Source organism: Sphingomonas sp. BL-S-05 (assembly GCF_055521695.1).
Map to the genome: position 1 here is coordinate 1,926,033 of NZ_CM145499.1, position 18,263 is coordinate 1,944,295.

The following is an 18,263-nucleotide window of genomic DNA, read 5'->3' on the forward strand; positions in this document are numbered from 1 at the left end:
ATGGCCAAGATCCGCGTCCTTGTGATCGACGACAGCGCCAGCGTGCGCCAGGCGATGACCAGCATTCTGAACGAAGATCCCGATATCGAGGTGATCGCCGCCGCCGCCGATCCCTTCGCCGCCGCGCGCTACATCCAGGAAGAGATTCCCGATGTCATTACACTCGACGTAGAAATGCCCCGCATGGACGGCGTCACCTTCCTGCGCAAGCTGATGAGCCAGCGGCCCATCCCGGTGGTGATGTGCTCCTCGCTGGTCGAGGAAGGATCGGAAACGCTCCTCCACGCACTGGAGGCGGGCGCGGTCGACGTGATCCTGAAACCACGGCTCGGCGTGGCAGACCATCTGAACGATTCCAAGATGCGGATCCGTGACACGGTGAAGGGCGCTGCCCGCGCCCGGCTGCGCGCGCGCCCCGCGTCCAGCCGGATCAGTTCCCCCGCCGCGAAGCTGACCGCCGATGCCGTCCTGCCGCCGCCCACCGGCCGCGCGATGAGCCGCACCACCGAAATGGTCGTGTGCATCGGCGCGTCGACCGGCGGGACCGAGGCGCTGCGCGAATTGCTGGAGGCGCTGCCCGCCAACTCGCCCGGCATCGTCATCGTCCAGCATATGCCCGAAAGCTTCACCCGCGCCTTTGCCAAGCGGCTGAACGGCCTGTGCCAGGTCGATGTGAAGGAAGCCGAGGACGGTGACACGGTGATGCGCGGCCATGTGCTGATCGCGCCCGGCGGCCTGCGCCACACGCTGCTCGAACGGCAGGGCGCGCGCTATGTCGTGGCGGTGCGTGAAGGGCCGCTGGTCTCGCGCCATCGCCCTTCGGTCGACGTGCTGTTCCGATCGGCCGCGCGCAATGCCGGGTCGAACGCGGTCGGCATCATCATGACCGGCATGGGCGACGACGGCGCGCGTGGCCTGCTGGAGATGAAGCAGGCCGGTGCCCGCACCTTCGCCCAGGACGAAGCGACCTCGATCGTGTTCGGCATGCCCAAGGAGGCGATCGCCCGTGGCGCCGCCGACAAGGTCGTGCCGCTCCAGAACATTGCCCGTGAACTGCTGCTGGCGACGGCACGATGATTGTCCCCCCTGCCACCTTCCTCTTCGCCTAGGACCCCCGACATGCAGCACCTTCGGATCGATTTGTCACAGGGTCAGGCGATCGATGCCGCCGATCTAAAGCGCACGCTGGCGCTGATGGCGGCGAGCATGGACGCACGCTTCGTCCGTGCCGGCACCACGCTCGCCACCGCGATCGATACGATCGACCGCATCATCGCCTCGATCGAAGGGGTGACCGGCGCCCTCGACGAAAGCGTCGCCGGCATCGCGGTCACCAGCCTGAAGGACGTCGCCGCGCAGCTCGACGCGCTGCCGGAGGTACAGGTCGAACGGGAAGCCGACATGGCCCGGATCGGCACCGCATCACGCGTGCTGCGCGACCATGTGATGGACATGCGCCAGGCACTGCGCGTGCTCCACATCTATGGCATGAACATCAAGATCGCCGCCTCCGGCGAAGCCGCCTTCGTCGGTTTCGTCAACGACATGGGCCAACGCCTTGCAGCGGGGGAGGAACATCTCGAAGGGTTTCTCGCCAAGTTGAAGGAGCTGTCGACCAGCGTCGGCAGCGTGCAGCAGGCCGGCCGGTTGCTCGCCGCCGAAGCGAAGAAGATCCTGCCCGCCGTGCCGCAGCGGCTGACCCGCGACGCCGATGCGCTGCACGGCCATCTGGGCGACGTCGCTGCCATGGCCCGCGAGGTTTCGGAGATCGCGCGCACCGTGCAGGGCCGCGTCGCGACGATGCTCGGCGCGTTGCAGGTCGGCGACAGCACCCGCCAGCGGGTCGAGCATGTCGTCTCGGGACTGCAACTGCTCGAAGGGCTGACCCTGCCCGAACCGGCGCTCGCCGAAGTCACCGGCGTCGTCCACCATCTGCTCGCCGCGCAGCTGGACGCGAGTTCGGTCGATTTCGACCGCGACGCCAGCCGGCTGGTCGCTTCGCTGAAGGCCTTGCAGCCCGACACCAACGCGCTGCTGACGCTGGTCGAGGACGATGCCGGCCGCAACGGTCGCCCGTTCCTCGCCCAGATCGACGAGGCGGTCGGCGAGATCGCGGTCATCACCGGCCAGTTGCAGGAGGCGGATCACCGTTCGGCCGCGATGCTGGACCTGATCGCGGAGACCGTCGACGAACTGACCGGCCGCCTCGCCCATCTCCAGCGCGTGCAGTTCAACGTGCAGGATATCGCCACCAACACCCGCCTGCTGTGCCGTCGCCATGGCGATCTGGGCAAGGCGGTGTCGGTCGTGGCGGGCGAGGTCGATATCTATGCCCATTCGCTCGGCAACGCGATGCGCGGCATCGGCGCGCCGATCCGCGAACTGGCCGAGGTCAACGCCGCGCTGACCGCCAAACGCGGCGACACGGTCGGCGGCGACATGGGTACGAAACTCGCCCAGGCGCTCGGCGTCATTCGCGAAGGCTGCCAGCGCACCGAAATGGCGGTCCGCGAAGGCGGCGACGATGCCCGCCAGCTGATCGAGCTGCTGACGACCACCGGCGACGAAATCGGTGCCGAGCTCGAACTGGGCGCGACGATGCGGCAATCGGCGATCGTGCTGGCGGTCAGCACGCTGCCGGAGGATTTGTCGGAAGATGCGCTGGTCGCGCTCGGCTCCCTGCTGCCGCAGATTGCCGCGCTCTACACGATGGCGCAGGAACGCGACATTCACGCCGCCAACGTGCCGCCCTGCTTCGTGGTGGCAAGCGCCGTCGTCGAGGAGGACGAGGACGACGACGGCCTGTTCTGATCGGTGGCGGCCCGTTCGGTACCGGACGGGCCGCTATACCCTCCGATCCGAAACGGCTAGAGGGTCCGCGTGTCCACCCCCCCGCCCCCGACCCGTTCGCAGCGGCTGAAGGCCGCGACCACCGATCTGCACGACCGGCTCGATACGCGGATCATGGCGCTCGATCCCTTTGCCGCGCCCGACCGCTATGTCCGCTTCCTGCGGGTGCAACAGGCATTCCACGATGGTCTTGCCCGGCTGTACGCCGACCCTGCATTGCAGTCGCTGGTCCCCGATCTGGCCGAACGCGACCGCTCTGCCGCGATCGCCGCCGACCTGTCCGCCGTCGCGCTGCCGCCGCCCGCGGTTCCCGATGCCGCATCCGTGGCGGCCAGCGACGTACCGGCGGCGCTCGGCTGGCTGTACGTCGCCGAAGGGTCGTCGCTGGGCGCGGCGTTCCTGATCAAGGCGGCACAGCGTATCGGCTTCGATGCCGATCATGGTGCGCGGCATCTTGCCGGCCATCCCGACGGCCGCGCCGCGCACTGGCGGCGCTTTACCGCCGCGATCGACGATGCCGCGATGACCGAAGCCGACGAGGCGCGGATGATCGACGCCGCGCGCGCCGCCTTTGCCCGCTTCGCCGCGCTAACCGAGGCGGCGTTCGCCTGACGCGACGGCCAGCGTCTCGCGCACGCGGGCCAGCGCCATCTCGACCGGTTCGCTCTCGCCCATCAGCGCGAAGCTCCCGGTCAGGTCGAACATGCAATGGCCATGGACCGTCGCGACCAGCGACCGGGCGAGGCGCGGCACGTCGGGCGCCTTGTCGGGCGGCAGTATCGCCGCGATCTCGTCGATCACGATCCGGGTCAGTTCGCCGCGCTGCCGGTGATCCTCCTCGGGCAACACGAAGTCGCCGGGCAGATGATGGTCGTAGATTGCCAGCCACAGATTGCGGTTGGTCCGCGCAAAGGCGAAATAGCGTTCGACCAGACAGCGGATGCGGTCGCCGCTGCACGCCGCCAACACCGATTCGAGATCCCTCGCCCATATGCCGAAGGTCCGCGTGTTCAGCGCGACGACGAACCGGTCATAGCTGCCGAAGACATTGTACAGCGTCCCGATCGAATAGCCGATCCGCTTGGCGACCTCGCGCGCCGAAAACCGGGCGAAGCCGACCTCGGCCAGATGGCGATGCCCCTCGACCAGCAGCATGTGTTCGATTTCCGCGCGGCTGTGATCCGACCTGCGTCCCATGGTCGGCGTGATAGCATCGAACGCGGCCGATGCGACCGCGAAAACCGCCCCGCGTCAGGACCGCCCCGGCAGCACCAGCACGAACCGCGCGCCCTGCCCCGGCGCGCTGTCGACCAGGATGTCGCCGCCCATCGCCCGCGCCAGCCGCCGGGCGATATAGAGGCCGAGGCCACTGCCCCCCGCCTCGGTCGGATCGACCCGGCCGAACTTGGTGAAGATCCGCTCCTGATCGCCGGTGGCGATGCCCTTGCCCTGATCGGCGACGATGACGCAGGCATTGTCGCCGTCGCGCTCGAGCCGGATCCACACCGTGCCGCCGGGCGGCGAATAGCGCACCGCATTGCCGATCAGGTTGACCATGATCTGCAACACCCGGCGGAACTCGCCGCGCGCCGGCAGCGAGTCGTCGAACGACGGCCGGTCGATGCGGACATTGCCCTGCACCGCCCGCACCCCGAGCAGGCCCGCAGCGCGCCGCGCGACATCGGCCAGATCGAGATCCTCCACAGCGACCTCGAAATCGGAACGCTCGATCGCCGACAGATCCTCCAGATCGTCGACCAGCCCCATCAGGTGCCGGCCCGCGCTGGCGATGTCGGCGGCATAGGCGACGTAATCGTCGCGCAGCGGCCCGTCGGCCTGCGCCGACATGCTGTCGGCATTGGCGATGATCCGCCCCAGCGGATGGCGCAACGCACGGCCGATCCGGCGGCTGAACCCATCGGGCAAATCGGTGTTCGGCTCGGCTGTCCCGCCGGCTTCGGCGGCGAAGGGCGGCGAGGGCAGCGGCGTGATCGCATGCGCCGCGCCGTCGAACCCGGCAAAGCGGCCATTGGCATCGAGCCGCGGCACCGCCGACAGGCGGACGCGATGCGCCGTGCCGCGGATCAGCGCCTCCTGCCCCTCGAACCGGTTCTGCGACGCCAGCGCGCCGAGGATCGGAAAACCGCCCTCGCCATCGTCGCTCAGCGAAAACAGGCGGGTGATCGGCTGGCCCAGCACCGTCTGCGAATCGAATCCGAAGCGCTGCCCGGCATGGTCGGACACATGGGTCAGGTGCAGCGCCGCATCGGTCGACCATACCCAGTCGGCATCGGCGCGCAGGAAATCGCTCGCCCGCCGCGGCGCATGCTCCGCCTCCCATGCCGCGCCGGCCTGCCAGCCATTGACCTCCAGCCGGATGCCCAGTTCGTCGGGTTCGGCGCGCACGGTCAGCGCGATATCGTCATCGCCATCGGCCGCCACGATCGCGCGGGTCAGCGGGATGCCCAGCCGCCGGACCAGCCGGACCAGCGCCGCGATCTGCGGCACCGCGACCGGCTTGCCCGGTCCGCCGCCGGCACGACGGTTCAGCTCGGCAAGGCGCGGTTCGGCGTCGAGCAACAGCCCGTCCGCCGACAGCCGCCCGATGGCGGGCGCCGCACCGAGCCGCATGTCGATCACTCGGCCATCCCCAACGCCAGCATCGCCGCATGATATTCGGCGTCCAGCGCCATCGGCGCCAGCGCGACGCGCGCCGCCTCGGGCGCGACGCCCATGATGCTGTCGAGCTGATCGGCAAAGCGTTCGATGTCGCGGACCGGCTCCGCCTCGGCCAGTGCGAAGCCGATGCGCGCGATCGTCGCCCGGTCGACCGCCAATGCGCGCAACACCACCCACAGGCGCGCGCCATCGGCATCGATCACCAGATCGCGGACCCGGTCGAACGCCAGCCCGCTCGCCCGCGCGACCAGCGCCACGAACAGCACCAGCCGCCCGTCGCCGATCGCCTCGGTCAGCAGCGCGGGCACTTCGTCGCCCTGCGCATCGATCGCCTGTGCCAGCCGCATCGCCGCGATTTCCATCGGCACCAATTCGCCCTGCGCATCGATCGCACGACGCACCGATTCGGCCAAGGCCGCGTCGAGCGCGGCGATCGAGTCGCCGACCTCCGCCGCATCGCGCAGCGCCGCCGCCACCCACCATGCGATCCGCGCGTGGAGCGGCCGGACCAGGTCGACCGCAACCGGCCCGCCATCGATCACCGACCCGCGCCGCGCCTGTGCTGCCAGCATCGCGACGGCGGCGGCCGCGACCAGCCGGTCGCTCGCCTGTGCCAGCCGCGAGATCATCGTCGGCCGGTCGCCGATCTCGATCACCATCGTCGGCAGCGCACGCCCGATCGTGTCCAGCCGGACCCGCGCGAACAATTCGCCGAACAATACCGGATCGCGGAACAGCCCGGCGCGCTGCACCCGCTCGAATGTCGATCCGACCGCGCGCAGCCCCTGCGCCACCGCCGCCTGCCCGCGCGAGGTCAGCAGGCGCGCGGCATGGTCGCGAATCTCGCTTTCGACACTGGCCACGGTCGCGCGCATCGTCGCGTCCAGCCGGGCGGCGGTACGATCGTCGATTCGCGCATCGGCGGGCAGGTGGAAATGATCGGCGGATGCGCGCAGTCGGCGGTGTCCCGCACGCTCGGCTGCGGCGACATGGTCGAGCAGATAAGCGGCGGACGCATCGGCATCGCGGGGATCGAGCAGATCGTCGGACATGGTACTCGCATTAACCAATAGCGGTTAAGGCGATCCTAAGCCCGACGCCGCAAATTTTCGATTGCATGGGCGAGGGTAACCCCCGCATGAACCGCGACCAATGCCAGCCCGGGCGTCACGGTTCCAGCCAGTGCGAACGGTGCGAGGAGGACCAAGGCGGTCGCCGGCGTCGCGGCCCAGGGCGGCCGGGGTGCCGGAATCCGCCGCGTCAGGATGGTCACCAATACCCCGGTCAGCGCCAGCACCGCCGCCGTTCCGGCCGACACGATCAGCGACTGAACCAGCCCGATCCCCAGGATTCCCGCCACTCCCAGCACCTCGAGCCCACGTTCCTGCAACGCGGCATGGCCGTCTTCGCCGCGCAGCCAGCCGAGCAGCGAACCGGCCGACAGCAGCACCATCGCCAAGAACAGCAGCACGGTGGCGCCGCCGGCGTCCCAAAATGGGATGGCGGCCAATCCGAAAAGTCCGATCGCGCCGCCCGCGATGCCGACCGCGATATCGGGCACCTTGCGCCGCACCAGCAACGGCAGCACCAGCCGCGTCACCGGCGTGAACACGAACCGGTCGATCCAACCGGTGCGCTGTTCGGCCAGCGACGCCAGCACGTCCTTGCTGCGCACCTCCAGCGTACCGGCATCGCGCTCGACGCCGTGCCCCGATCGCACCGCCTTGGCCGGCAACAGGACATGCTTGGCCCGCGCCTGGGTCGCGACGCGCAGCAGCGTCGACTGGAAATCATATTCGCGCGGCAGGCGCGCGGCATCCTCCAGCCGGTCGACCGACAGCGTCGCGACCCCGGCCCAGCAATGCCCCGAATCGACCCGTTCCACCGACGTCGCATCGCCGGTCGGGGTGACCAGCAGCGTGTCGGCCGGCTCCAGCGCCATGTTGGCGACCACCGCATCGGTGGTGACCAGCCCGTCGGCCAGCGCGACGATCACCGCCAGCGGGTGCGCCTTGGCCTTCGCCTCCTCGGCCGACCGCACGATATCGACCGTGGCGCCGCGCCGCCCGATCCGGTTGACCGCCGCCGCCAGCGCCGGCGTCACCCGCCCGACCGCGACCAGCAACTGCGCCGATCCCGCCGCGATCAACAGCCGCGCCTGATATTCGATCAGGGTCATTCCGCCGAATGGCAGGGTCGCCGCCAGCACGCCCGGCTGGTGTTCGGCTTCTTCGGTCGCGAAAATCAGGCCGGTCAGCATCGCGCCCGGTTAAGCGGTCACGACCCGCAACGCCAGCCCCGCCCGCGTCGTCCGGTATAAGGTGCCGCCGGTCAGCGGCGCCGACACGCCCGTCGTTCCCGGAAAGGTGATCGGCAATCCCCTCAGCGACCGCACCGCCAGATAGGCGAACCCCTCCGCCTCCAGCGCGTCTCCGTTCCAGCCATAGGCATCGCTCGGCTCGACCGCGACGCGGGTCCGCTCGGCGATCATCCGCAGCATCACCGGATTATGCCGCCCACCGCCGCCGACGATCAGTCGCACCGGCCGCGCCGGCAACCGATCGACCGCCTCGGCGACACAGGCGGCGGTAAACGCGGTCAGCGTCGCCGCCCCATCCGCCGCCGACAGACCGCGCGCCGGCTGGATGGTGAAGTCGTGCCGATCGAGCGACTTGGGGGCGGCCAGGTCGAAAAACGGATGGTCGAGCATCGCCGTCAGTACCGCGTCGTCGACCTGTCCCGATGCCGCCAGCGCGCCGCCCTCGTCATAGCGCGCGCCGCTTTCCGCCTCGACCCAGCTGTCGACAAGGCCATTGGCAGGACCGGTATCGAACGCGATCAGTTCGTCGCCCTCGCCGACATAGGTAATGTTGCCGACCCCACCCAGGTTCAGCACCGCCACCGGCCGTTCCATCCCCGCCGCGCGCGCGGCATGATAGACGGGCAGCAACGGCGCGCCCTGCCCACCGGCCCGCACATCGTCGATGCGCAGGTCGGCCACGACATCGATGCCGGTCGCCGCCGCCAGCGCCGCCCCGTCGCCCAACTGCCACGTCCAGCCCTTGTCGGGGCGGTGTGCGACCGTCTGCCCATGAAAACCGACCACATCGACGCTGCGTGCCTCGACCCCGGCCTGCTCCAGCAGCGCGGCGACGGCGGCGGCATGGGTCCGCGTCAGCAACGTCTCGGCCCGCTCGATCAGCGGATGCTCGCCCGGATCGTTGAACAGCAGCGCCAGCTCGGTAGCAGCCGCCAGCGCCGCGCGATCCTCGTCGCTATACGGCGTGCCGACGAACGCCACCGGCCGCACCTCACCCTCGCCATCGGTCTCGATCAACGCGGCGTCGATGCCGTCGAGCGAGGTTCCAGACATCAGGCCGATCGCAAGCATGGACCTCTCCGCCGGGCGTTCATCCCGCCCCATACACGCTTCATAGTAATGCCACGGCAAGCGCGAAGTCGAGATGCGTGGACTTTGGTGCGGTGGCGACGCTAACAGGCCGCATGACGAACTATAGCTCCGACCTGCTGCGCACCCTGTCCGAACGGGGATATATCCATCAGCTGACCGATGCCGCCGGCCTCGACGCGCTGGCGAGCAAGCAGGTCGTGCCGGGCTATATCGGCTTCGATCCGACCGCGCCGTCGCTGCATGTCGGCAGCTTGGTGCAGATCATGCTGCTGCGCCGGATGCAGCAGACCGGGCACAAGCCGATCGTGCTGATGGGCGGCGGCACCGGCAAGATCGGCGATCCGAGCTTCAAGGACGAAGCGCGCAAGCTGTTGGCGGAGGACGGCATCTCGGCCAACGTCGCGTCGATCAAGCGCATCTTCGAACGCTTCCTGACCTTTGGTGACGGTCCGACCGATGCGGTGATGTTCGACAATGCCGAATGGCTCGACCGGCTTGAGTATATCCCTTTCCTGCGTGAAGTCGGGCAGCATTTCTCGGTCAACCGGATGCTGTCGTTCGATTCGGTGAAGCTGCGCCTCGACCGCGAACAGTCGCTGTCCTTCCTCGAATTCAACTACATGATCCTGCAGGCCTATGACTTCCGCGAATTGTCGCAGCGCCACGGATGCCGCCTGCAAATGGGCGGCAGCGATCAATGGGGCAATATCGTCAACGGCATCGAACTGGCGCGCCGCATGGACGGGACCGACGTCTATGGCGTGACCACCCCGCTCATCACCACCGCCGATGGTGGCAAGATGGGCAAGACCATGTCGGGCGCGGTCTGGCTGCACGAGGACCAGTTGCCGCATTTCGATTACTGGCAATTCTGGCGCAATACCGACGACCGCGACGTCGGCCGCTTCCTGCGCCTGTTCACCGACCTGCCGCTCGACGAGATCGCGCGGCTTGAGGCGTTGCAGGGCGCCGAGATCAACGAAGCCAAGAAGATCCTCGCCAACGAAGCGACCGCCATGTGCCGCGGCGCGGATGCGGCGGCGGGTGCGGCCGAGACAGCGCGCCGGACATTCGAAGAGGGCTCGGCGGGTGACACGCTGCCGACCTTCGGTGTCAGCGGCGCGATCAACGTCGTCGACGCACTGGTCGGATTGGGCCTGGCGGCTTCGAAGGGCGAGGCGCGCCGCCTCATCAAGGGCGGCGGCGCACGGGTGGATGGCGAAAAGGTCGTGGATGAGGCGCAGGTGATCGCGGTGGATGCCCCGGTGCGCGTGTCGGCGGGGAAGAAGAACCACGGGTTGCTGACGCCGGCTTCCTGATAAACCCGTTCGGTTCGAGCAGCTTCGAGCTTGTCGAGAAGCGTCCGTCGAGAACCTGGTCGTTTGGGGCACGCCCTTCTCGACTACGGTTCTCGACAAGCTCGAAGCAAACGTGGGAAGCAAGTCCTACCCCCGCCGAACCAGCACCGCCCCCACCAGCACCAACCCGACGCCCGCCATCCGCAACCCGCTGATCGGCGTACGCGGCAACCCGATCAACCCGAACCGATCGATGACCACCGCCGCGACCAGTTGCGTGGCGATCATGATCGTCAGCATCGACGCCAGCCCCAGCCGCGGCGCGGCAAACGCCGCCGCCGCGACGAAGAACGCGCCATAGGCCCCACCCACGAACATCCACGCCCGCGCCTCGCGCAGATTGGCCAGCGGAGTCCGATCGGCGACCAACCACACTCCGGTCAGGATCAACGCCCCCACCACGAACGACACCAGCGCCGCCAGCAGCACCGACCCGATACTCCGCCCGAGCGCCGCGTTGGTCGGCGGCTGCACGGCAAGGCCGATACCGCCCAAAAGAGCGACGACAAGCGGAGCGAGGGCGTTCATGGGACACCGCCGTATGAACCTAGGCTCGACAGTCAATGGCGATACCGTATACTGCAAGCGAAGGGAAAGCGGCGGGGAAGGCCATGCAGGACGAGGCGCAGATCGTCGAAGGCTTTTGGCGCGCGGCCTATGGCGATATCCCATGGGAGGCTGCGATCGATGCCATAGCCGGGCCGCTGGATTGCCGCACCGGACAGGTTGCGGTGATCGATCGAGAGGCGGGCGTCGTCGCAAGCGTTCTGTCGCGCGTTTCGGCGGACGAAATGCGCGACCTGATACGCTACGGCACATCCGACCCGGCCACCAATCCGCGCATTCCCGCGATGTTGCGCGCCACCCCCGGCGTCGCCATTACCGACGACGACATGTTGCCCGCTGCGGTACGGCGCGCCATGCCGATCTATCGCGACTGGTTCATTCCGACCGGCTCGTGCGCAGCCTCTATCGTCCGATCCTCGGCTCATGGCGATGCCCCCTGTATCACCTTCGCCCTGCTCGGTCGCGAAGGCGGCGCGACGACTGACGTTCCGGTACGGCGACTGCTCGAACGCCTGTTCCCGGCAATCACCGATGCGACGCGGTTGGCGGTGCGCTTCGGCCGGATGCAGGCCGATGCGATGGCGGTCGCCCTTGACGACCATCGTCACCTCTGCATCGCGCTTCGCCAGGATATGGTACCGACCGCCCTCTCCCCCGGAGCCGAACCCGTGCTCTCCGGCGGTCAATATCTGGGGCTGCGGCACGGCCGCGTATATGCCTGTCACCGCGACGCGGACCGCGACCTGCGCAATCTGGTCGGACGGATCGCCGCAGGGGACCCGGCGGCAATGCGGCGCAACCGGATCGTTCTGCGTCCGGCGACGGCCGCTTTGCCGGCGATCATCGCGTCGCTGACGCCGGTGCCTGACCGTGCCGGCCTTTCGGAAACCTGCGCATTACTGACCCTGCCCGATCAGGCCGCACCCGACGATATGGCGGGATTGCTCGCCAACGTCTTTCGGCTGACCTCGACCGAAGCGGCGATCGCCATCGCCATCGCGGCAGGTCGGAACCCGGCCCAGATCGCGGCGGAACGCGGGCAGTCGCGAGAAACGGTCCGTACCCATGTCCGCAGCATCCTGATGAAAACCGGGACGCACCGCCAATCGGAACTCGCGGCGCTGATCGGCCGACTGGGCAACTGACCCGTCAGCCCGACCGCAACCGCCCCACGCCGGCATCGCGCTCGAACAGATACAGCGCCACCCGCGCCGCCTGCCCCCGCGGCCCTGTCAGCCCGCCATCGCGATCCACCAGCAACCGCGCATCGGCGTTAGCAACCGGCAGCAATTCGCCGAGCATCTCCGGCGTCGCGAGGCGAAACACCGCCTCGCCCGACTGCCGCGTGCCGAGCAACTCGCCACCGCCGCGCAGCCGCAGATCCTCCTCGGCGATCCGAAAGCCGTCATTGCTCTCGCGCATCAGCGCCAACCGCGCCCGCGACGTCTCCGACAGCGAATTGCCCCGCAACAGCAAACATACCGACTTGCCGCCGCCCCGGCCGACCCGCCCGCGCAACTGGTGCAACTGCGCGAGGCCGAAGCGATCCGCCGCCTCGATCACGATCAGCGTCGCATTGGGCACGTCGACCCCGACCTCGATCACCGTCGTCGCCACCAGCACGCCCGCGCGCGCGGCCGAGAACTCGGCCATCACCGCGTCCTTTTCCAACGGCTTCATCCGCCCATGGACGAGCGCCACCTTGTCGCCGAACCGCATCCGCAGCGCCTCCGCCCGCGCCTCGGCGGCGGCAAGATCGGACTTCTCGCTTTCCTCGACCAGCGGGCACACCCAATAGGCCTGTTTCCCCGCCGACAGATGCCGCGCGAGGCCATCGACCACCGCGTCCAGCTTGTCCTCGGACATCACCACCGTCTCGATTGGCTCCCGCCCGGGGGGCATCTCGTCCAGCCGGCTGACGTCCATCTCGCCATATTGGGCCAGCGTCAGCGTCCGCGGGATCGGCGTCGCGGTCATTACCAGCAAATGCGGCGGTCTTGCCGCCTTCGCCTGCAACATCATCCGCTGTGCCACGCCGAAGCGATGCTGTTCGTCGACCACGACCAGCCCTAGATCGCGATAGCCGACCGCCTCCTGAAAGATCGCGTGCGTCCCAACCAGGATATCGATCGACCCGTCGGCCAGCCCCATCAGCACGCCCTCGCGCACCCGCCCCTTGTCGCGCCCGGTGAGGGCAGCGACGGTGACGCCGGTCCCTGCCAATTGCCGCTGCAACGTCGCGTAATGCTGTCGCGCCAGAATTTCGGTCGGCGCCAGCAGCGCCCCCTGCGCCCCACCCTCGACCGCGATCAGCAGCGCCATCAGCGCCACCAGCGTCTTGCCCGACCCGACATCGCCCTGCAGCAGCCGCAGCATCGGCTGGGTCTGCGCCATGTCGCCCTCGATCTCGCCGATCGTCCGCGACTGCGCACCGGTCGGTTTATACGGCAGGTCCAGCTTCGCCCGCAGCCGCCCGTCGCCGGTCAGCGCCCGCCCCTTGCGCGCCCGCGCCTCGCCGCGCACCAGCAGCAGCGCCAACTGGTTGGCGAACACCTCGTCATAGGCCAGCCGCTCCCGCGCCTTGGCATCGGCCGGGTCGGCATGGATACGCGCCAGTGCCTCCTTCCACGCCGGCCATTGGTGCTTGGCCAAAAGGCTCGGCTCGATCCATTCGGGCAGGTCGGGCGCGCGTTCGATCGCCTGCGCCGCCAACTGCCCGACCCGGCGCGAGGTCAGCCCTTCGGACAGCGGATAGATCGCCTCGCGCTCGGGCAGGCTGCCGGCCTCGGCTTCGGGCAGGACATGGTCGGGATGGACCATCTGCAATTCCTGCCCGTACGTCTCCAGCTTGCCCGACACCAGCCGCGTCTCGCCCAGCGGGAACAGCTTCTTCACCCAGCCCGACGATCCGCCGAAATAGGTCAGGTTGACGATGTTGCCGTGCCTGTCCGCCGCGCGCACCCGCGTCGGCCCCCGCCCGGCGCTGACCCGGTAATCGGTCGCGGTCAGCGGGATCGCGATCACGCGGCCTGCATCCTGCGCCATCAACTCGTCGCGCCGCAGCCGGTCAACCCAGCCGGTCGGCAGATGGAACGCGACATCGACCACCCGGCCCAGTTTCAACCGCTCCAGCGGCTTGGCCAGCGCCGGCCCCACGCCTTTCAGCGCGGTCACTTCAGCAAACAGCGGGTTGAGCAGATCGGGACGCATGACTATCTGGTCCTATATCCGAACCGGCGGCCGCTGCCAGCGTCCGTCGGTCTATCGCCATTGGAGTCCCATGGACCGCGAAACCCGCCTGAAGCGCCTGAAATTCCGCAGCTGGCACCGCGGCACCCGCGAAGCCGACCTGATGATCGGCGGCTATTTCGACGCGCACAGCGCGTCGTGGAGCGACGCGGACATGGACTGGTTCGAGACGTTCCTCGAAGAACAGGATGTCGACATCATGGCTTGGGCGATGGGAGTGCAGCCGCCCCCGACACAGTTCGATCACCCGGTGCTGTACGGCATGCGGACGATGGATTTCGTGCCGGTCAGCCGCTGAACCGACCAATCCCCCTCTCCCCTTCAGGGGAGAGGGTCGGGGAGAGGGGCAGTAACGAAGCGCCCGCATTCCCCTCTCCCAACCCTCTCCCCTGAAGGGGAGAGGGCATAAGGTGACAAATGCCCGACCTCTCCAAGATCCTGTCCGCCCCCCGCTCGCTAACCCTCGCGGGTGTGCCCACAGGCTTCCTCCCCGTCCTCCTCGCCGACCTCGCCCGCGGCGCGAAGGGCGACCTCGTCTACATCGCCCCCGACGAAGCGGCGATGCGCGCCATCGCCACCACCGCCCCCTTCTTCGCCCCCGACCTGTCGGTCCTGCAATTCCCGGCCTGGGACTGCCTCCCCTATGACCGCGCCAGCCCGACGCTGCGCTCGATGGCGGAGCGCCTGTCCGCCCTCCACACGCTACAGGGCAAGGCGAAGGGTCCCCGCCTGATTGCCACCACCGTCAACGCCGCGACCCAGCGGACGCTGACCCCGTTCCGCATCCGCCAGCTCGTCGCGCGCCTCGCCCCCGGCGAACGCATCTCGCTCCCGCGCCTCTCCGCGCTGCTACAAGCCAACGGATACAACCGCGTCGATACCGTCCACGACGCGGGCGAGTTCGCGGTTCGCGGCGGCCTTGTCGACCTGTGGCCGTCAGGCTCCGAATCCGGCCTGCGCCTCGATTTCTTTGGCGACGAAATCGAAACCGTCCGCACCTTCTCTCCGGAAGACCAACGCACCACCGGCCGCGTCGACGGCTTCACCCTGCTCCCCGCCTCCGAAGCCTTGCTCGACGAGGATTCGGTCAAGCGCTTCCGCACCCGCTACCGCGAGAAATTCGGCGCGACCGCGACCGGCGACCCGATCTATCAGGCGATCAGCGATGGCCGCCGCCTGTCGGGGATGGAGCATTGGCTGCCCTTTTTCGAAGAGCGGCTCGAAACCTTTTTCGACCACCTCTCGCCCGAAGCGGTCATCGTCCGCGACGCGGGCGTCCCCGCTGCCGCCGAACAGCGTTTCGAATCGATCGCCGACTACCACACCAACCGCGTCCGCGCGCAGATCAACGACCCGGGCAGCTACCGCCCGCTGCTGCCGAACGCGCTCTACCTGTCGTCGGACGAATGGGCCGACCGCCTGTCGGACACCGCCGCGCATCAGGTCACGCCCTTCCACGCCCCCGACAGCGCCACCTCGGTCGATTTCGAAGTCGACGGCCCCCGCGACTTCACCCCCGAACGCACGCAACAGGCCAATATCTACGAAGCGGTCGTCGATCATATCGCGGGCTTACGCAAGCAAGGCCGCAAACCGATCCTCGCCAGCTATTCGGAGGGTGCGCGCGAGCGGCTGATGGGCCTGCTCGCCGATCACGACCTGACCGGCGTGTCGACCGTCGAGACATGGCAACAGGCGCTGGGCGGCGCGAAGTCGACCGTCTCGTTCGTCGTCCTGCCGCTCGACCACGGCTTCACCAGCGCCGACGTCGCCGTCCTGACCGAACAGGACATGCTCGGCGACCGCTTGGTCCGCCGTACCAAACGCCGCAAGAATACCGACGCCTTCCTGCAGGAACTCGCCACCCTTTCCCCCGGCGACCTCGTCGTCCATGCCGATCATGGCATCGGCCGCTATGTCGGTCTGACCCAGGTGCCGGTCGCCAAGGCGCCACACGACTGCGTCCAGCTCGAATATGCCGGCGGCGACAAGCTCTACGTCCCCGTCGAGAATCTCGAAGTCCTCAGCCGCTATGGCGCGGGCGAGGAAGGCGCATCGCTCGACCGTCTGGGCGGCGAGGCATGGCAGCGGCGCAAGGCGCGGATGAAGGATCGCATCCGCGAAATCGCGGGCGACCTGATCGCCACCGCCGCGAAACGCGCCATGCGCCCCGCCGAGGTCGCCGAACCCGATAGCGGCGGCTACCCCGCGTTCGTCGACCGTTTCCCCTATCAGGAGACCGACGATCAGGAACGCGCCATCGCCGACGTGCTCGACGACCTGTCCGCCGGCCGGCCGATGGACCGCCTCGTCGTCGGCGATGTCGGCTTCGGCAAGACCGAGGTGGCGCTACGCGCCGCGTTCGTCGCTGCCATGGCCGGAATGCAGGTCGCGATCGTCTGCCCCACGACCCTCCTTGCCCGCCAGCATTACAACAACTTCAAAGCCCGCTTCGAAGGCTTCCCGATCGAGGTCGGCCGCCTCTCCCGCCTCGTCACCGCGACCGAAGCGAAGAAGGTCCGCGACGGCCTGACCGACGGCACCATCGACGTGGTGGTCGGCACCCATGCCGTGCTGTCGAAACAGGTCGATTTCAAACGCCTTGGCCTCGTCATCGTCGATGAGGAACAGCGGTTCGGCGTGACGCACAAGGAACGGCTGAAGGCGATGAAGGCCGACGTCCATGTCCTGACGCTCACCGCCACCCCGATCCCGCGCACGCTGCAAATGGCGATGTCGGGCCTGCGCGAATTGTCGGTGATCCAGACCCCGCCGGTCGATCGCCTCGCCGTCCGCACCTACATCATGCCGTGGGACCCGGTCGTGTTGCGCGAGGCGCTGCTGCGCGAACATTATCGCGGCGGGCAGGCCTATTTCGTCACCCCGCGCATCGCCGATCTGCCCGATATCGAGAAGTTCCTGACCGAGGACGTTCCCGAAATCCGCTATGTCGTCGCCCATGGCCAGATGGCACCGAGCGAGGTCGAGGAACGCATGTCGGCATTCTACGACAAGCGCTACGACCTGCTGGTATCGACCACCATCGTCGAATCCGGCCTCGACATTCCGTCGGCCAACACTCTGATCATCAACCGCGCCGACAAGTTCGGCCTCGCGCAACTCTATCAGCTGCGCGGCCGCGTCGGCCGGTCGAAGACCCGCGCCTATGCGTACATGACCACGCCCCCCGAACGGCTGGTCAGCGAGGCGGCGGAAAAGCGGCTGAAGGTCCTGTCCGATCTCGAATCGCTCGGCGCCGGCTTCCAGCTCGCCAGCCACGACCTCGACCAGCGCGGCGCCGGCAACCTGCTCGGCGACGAACAATCGGGCCATATCAAGGAAGTCGGCTTCGAACTCTACCAATCGATGCTCGAGGAAGCGATCCTCGACGCCAAGGCCGGCGGCCTGCGCGACGACAAGCCGAAGGACTTCTCGCCCGCCATCACCGTCGACGCGCCGATCCTCATCCCGGAAGACTATGTCCCCGATCTGGACCTGCGCATGGGTCTGTACCGCCGCCTCAACGATGTCGAGGATCGCGCCGGGATCGACGCCTTCGCCACCGAACTGATCGACCGTTTCGGCAAGCTGCCGGTCGCCACCGCCAATTTGCTGCAACTGATCGAGGCCAAGCTGAACGCCAAGAAGGCGTGCATTGCCAAGATCGACGTCGGCGCGAAAGGCGCGATCGTCAGCTTTCACGAGGACAAGTTTCCGAGTGTCGAAGGGTTGCTCGCCTATGTCGACAAGCTGGCCGGCACGGCAAAGCTGCGTCCCGACATGAAGCTGGTCATCAGCCGCAATTTCGGCGACCCGCAGGCCCGGCTGAACGCGGCGCTCCAGATCTCGCGGGGGCTGGCAAAGGCGGCGGGCTAAATCGGCGCGCCCCGCTCGGCGTCGGTTCGGCGCGATTCGGGAAATCGACGTGGCGGTTTCGCGAAAGCGAAACCTGCAAGCGGTCGTCGATGCGGCCGGCCAGTTCGCTTTTCCATGCCAAGTCCATGGAAAGAAACACTTCATCTGTTCCGGCTCGGCCAAATCGTTCTGATCGACGAACCCGGCGAGCATTGCCTGCATCGCTGTAAATACAGTCTGCGACAATATCAAACAGGTCCAAGAACAAACATCATCAATAACATGATGACGTC

Annotated in this window: 14 protein-coding genes; 7 read left to right on the plus strand and 7 right to left on the minus strand. The window is 68.0% G+C overall.

The annotated features are described in order from the left end of the window. The 3 genes from ACZ1JS_RS09010 to ACZ1JS_RS09020 all read left to right on the plus strand — a co-directional run bounded on the left by ACZ1JS_RS09010 (nt 1) and on the right by ACZ1JS_RS09020 (nt 3,462). The gene (locus ACZ1JS_RS09010) at nt 1-1,077 is read left to right on the plus strand and encodes a protein-glutamate methylesterase/protein-glutamine glutaminase (protein WP_465165779.1); all 1,077 of its coding nucleotides are present in this window, start codon (nt 1-3) and stop codon (nt 1,075-1,077) included. A gap of 42 nt (nt 1,078-1,119) precedes the next feature. Next, nucleotides 1,120-2,811, plus strand: a complete 1,692-nt coding sequence (locus tag ACZ1JS_RS09015) for a hypothetical protein (RefSeq protein ID WP_465165780.1) — start codon at nt 1,120-1,122, stop codon at nt 2,809-2,811. 69 nt (nt 2,812-2,880) lie between these two features. Further along, complete coding sequence (locus ACZ1JS_RS09020; RefSeq protein ID WP_465165781.1) at nt 2,881-3,462, plus strand: biliverdin-producing heme oxygenase; 582 nt, start codon at nt 2,881-2,883, stop codon at nt 3,460-3,462. Here ACZ1JS_RS09020 and ACZ1JS_RS09025 read toward each other — a convergent pair. From ACZ1JS_RS09025 to ACZ1JS_RS09045, 5 genes are read right to left on the minus strand one after another with little or no spacing between them, the layout of a single operon-like run. Then, on the minus strand, nt 3,439-4,047 hold the full coding sequence (locus ACZ1JS_RS09025; RefSeq protein ID WP_465165782.1) for a TetR/AcrR family transcriptional regulator: 609 nt from the start codon (nt 4,045-4,047) through the stop codon (nt 3,439-3,441). The genes ACZ1JS_RS09020 and ACZ1JS_RS09025 overlap by 24 nt on opposite strands. A 54-nt stretch (nt 4,048-4,101) precedes the next feature. Next, complete coding sequence (locus tag ACZ1JS_RS09030; protein WP_465168666.1) at nt 4,102-5,481, minus strand: PAS domain-containing sensor histidine kinase; 1,380 nt, start codon at nt 5,479-5,481, stop codon at nt 4,102-4,104. 5 nt (nt 5,482-5,486) lie between these two features. Then, the gene (locus tag ACZ1JS_RS09035) at nt 5,487-6,581 is read right to left on the minus strand and encodes a DUF2336 domain-containing protein (protein WP_465165783.1); all 1,095 of its coding nucleotides are present in this window, start codon (nt 6,579-6,581) and stop codon (nt 5,487-5,489) included. A 35-nt stretch (nt 6,582-6,616) separates the two neighbouring features. Then, nucleotides 6,617-7,789 carry a hypothetical protein gene (locus ACZ1JS_RS09040; protein ID WP_465165784.1) on the minus strand — a complete coding sequence of 391 codons (1,173 nt, stop codon included), beginning with the start codon at nt 7,787-7,789 and terminating at the stop codon, nt 6,617-6,619. A gap of 9 nt (nt 7,790-7,798) precedes the next feature. Further along, entirely contained in the window at nt 7,799-8,920 is a 1,122-nt protein-coding gene (locus ACZ1JS_RS09045) for an anhydro-N-acetylmuramic acid kinase (protein WP_465165785.1), read from the minus strand. Nucleotides 8,921-9,033: 113 nt separating this feature from the next. On the opposite strand from ACZ1JS_RS09045, the gene tyrS reads away from it, so the two are divergent. Further along, nucleotides 9,034-10,260 carry a tyrosine--tRNA ligase gene (gene tyrS, locus ACZ1JS_RS09050; protein ID WP_465165786.1) on the plus strand — a complete coding sequence of 409 codons (1,227 nt, stop codon included), beginning with the start codon at nt 9,034-9,036 and terminating at the stop codon, nt 10,258-10,260. Nucleotides 10,261-10,386: 126 nt separating this feature from the next. Here the strand turns inward: tyrS and ACZ1JS_RS09055 are convergent, their stop codons facing one another. Further along, nucleotides 10,387-10,827, minus strand: a complete 441-nt coding sequence (locus ACZ1JS_RS09055; protein WP_465165787.1) for a DMT family transporter — start codon at nt 10,825-10,827, stop codon at nt 10,387-10,389. 35 nt (nt 10,828-10,862) lie between these two features. On the opposite strand from ACZ1JS_RS09055, the gene ACZ1JS_RS09060 reads away from it, so the two are divergent. After that, on the plus strand, nt 10,863-12,011 hold the full coding sequence (locus ACZ1JS_RS09060) for a helix-turn-helix transcriptional regulator (RefSeq protein ID WP_465165788.1): 1,149 nt from the start codon (nt 10,863-10,865) through the stop codon (nt 12,009-12,011). A 4-nt stretch (nt 12,012-12,015) separates the two neighbouring features. Here the strand turns inward: ACZ1JS_RS09060 and recG are convergent, their stop codons facing one another. Then, on the minus strand, nt 12,016-14,076 hold the full coding sequence (recG, locus tag ACZ1JS_RS09065; protein WP_465165789.1) for an ATP-dependent DNA helicase RecG: 2,061 nt from the start codon (nt 14,074-14,076) through the stop codon (nt 12,016-12,018). Between recG and ACZ1JS_RS09070 the strand changes: the two genes are divergently transcribed. Both ACZ1JS_RS09070 and mfd read left to right on the plus strand, forming a co-directional pair. Continuing rightward, nucleotides 14,075-14,413, plus strand: coding sequence for an FAD assembly factor SdhE (locus tag ACZ1JS_RS09070; protein ID WP_465165790.1), 339 nt, complete (start codon nt 14,075-14,077; stop codon nt 14,411-14,413). The two genes, recG and ACZ1JS_RS09070, sit on opposite strands and share 2 nt — an antisense overlap. A 119-nt stretch (nt 14,414-14,532) precedes the next feature. Continuing rightward, complete coding sequence (gene mfd / locus ACZ1JS_RS09075; protein WP_465165791.1) at nt 14,533-17,991, plus strand: transcription-repair coupling factor; 3,459 nt, start codon at nt 14,533-14,535, stop codon at nt 17,989-17,991. Nucleotides 17,992-18,263: the final 272 nt, after the last annotated feature.

Coding starts and splice junctions, on each gene's coding strand:
- ACZ1JS_RS09010 (WP_465165779.1), top strand. CDS start 1: ATGGCCAAGATCCGCGTCCTTGTGATCGACGACAGCGCCAGCGTGCGC.
- ACZ1JS_RS09015 (WP_465165780.1), top strand. CDS start 1,120: ATGCAGCACCTTCGGATCGATTTGTCACAGGGTCAGGCGATCGATGCC.
- ACZ1JS_RS09025 (WP_465165782.1), bottom strand. CDS start 4,047: ATGGGACGCAGGTCGGATCACAGCCGCGCGGAAATCGAACACATGCTG.
- ACZ1JS_RS09030 (WP_465168666.1), bottom strand. CDS start 5,481: ATGCGGCTCGGTGCGGCGCCCGCCATCGGGCGGCTGTCGGCGGACGGG.
- ACZ1JS_RS09035 (WP_465165783.1), bottom strand. CDS start 6,581: ATGTCCGACGATCTGCTCGATCCCCGCGATGCCGATGCGTCCGCCGCT.
- ACZ1JS_RS09040 (WP_465165784.1), bottom strand. CDS start 7,789: ATGCTGACCGGCCTGATTTTCGCGACCGAAGAAGCCGAACACCAGCCG.
- ACZ1JS_RS09045 (WP_465165785.1), bottom strand. CDS start 8,920: ATGCTTGCGATCGGCCTGATGTCTGGAACCTCGCTCGACGGCATCGAC.
- tyrS (WP_465165786.1), top strand. CDS start 9,034: ATGACGAACTATAGCTCCGACCTGCTGCGCACCCTGTCCGAACGGGGA.
- ACZ1JS_RS09055 (WP_465165787.1), bottom strand. CDS start 10,827: ATGAACGCCCTCGCTCCGCTTGTCGTCGCTCTTTTGGGCGGTATCGGC.
- ACZ1JS_RS09060 (WP_465165788.1), top strand. CDS start 10,863: ATGGCGATACCGTATACTGCAAGCGAAGGGAAAGCGGCGGGGAAGGCC.
- ACZ1JS_RS09070 (WP_465165790.1), top strand. CDS start 14,075: ATGACTATCTGGTCCTATATCCGAACCGGCGGCCGCTGCCAGCGTCCG.
- recG (WP_465165789.1), bottom strand. CDS start 14,076: ATGCGTCCCGATCTGCTCAACCCGCTGTTTGCTGAAGTGACCGCGCTG.
- mfd (WP_465165791.1), top strand. CDS start 14,533: ATGCCCGACCTCTCCAAGATCCTGTCCGCCCCCCGCTCGCTAACCCTC.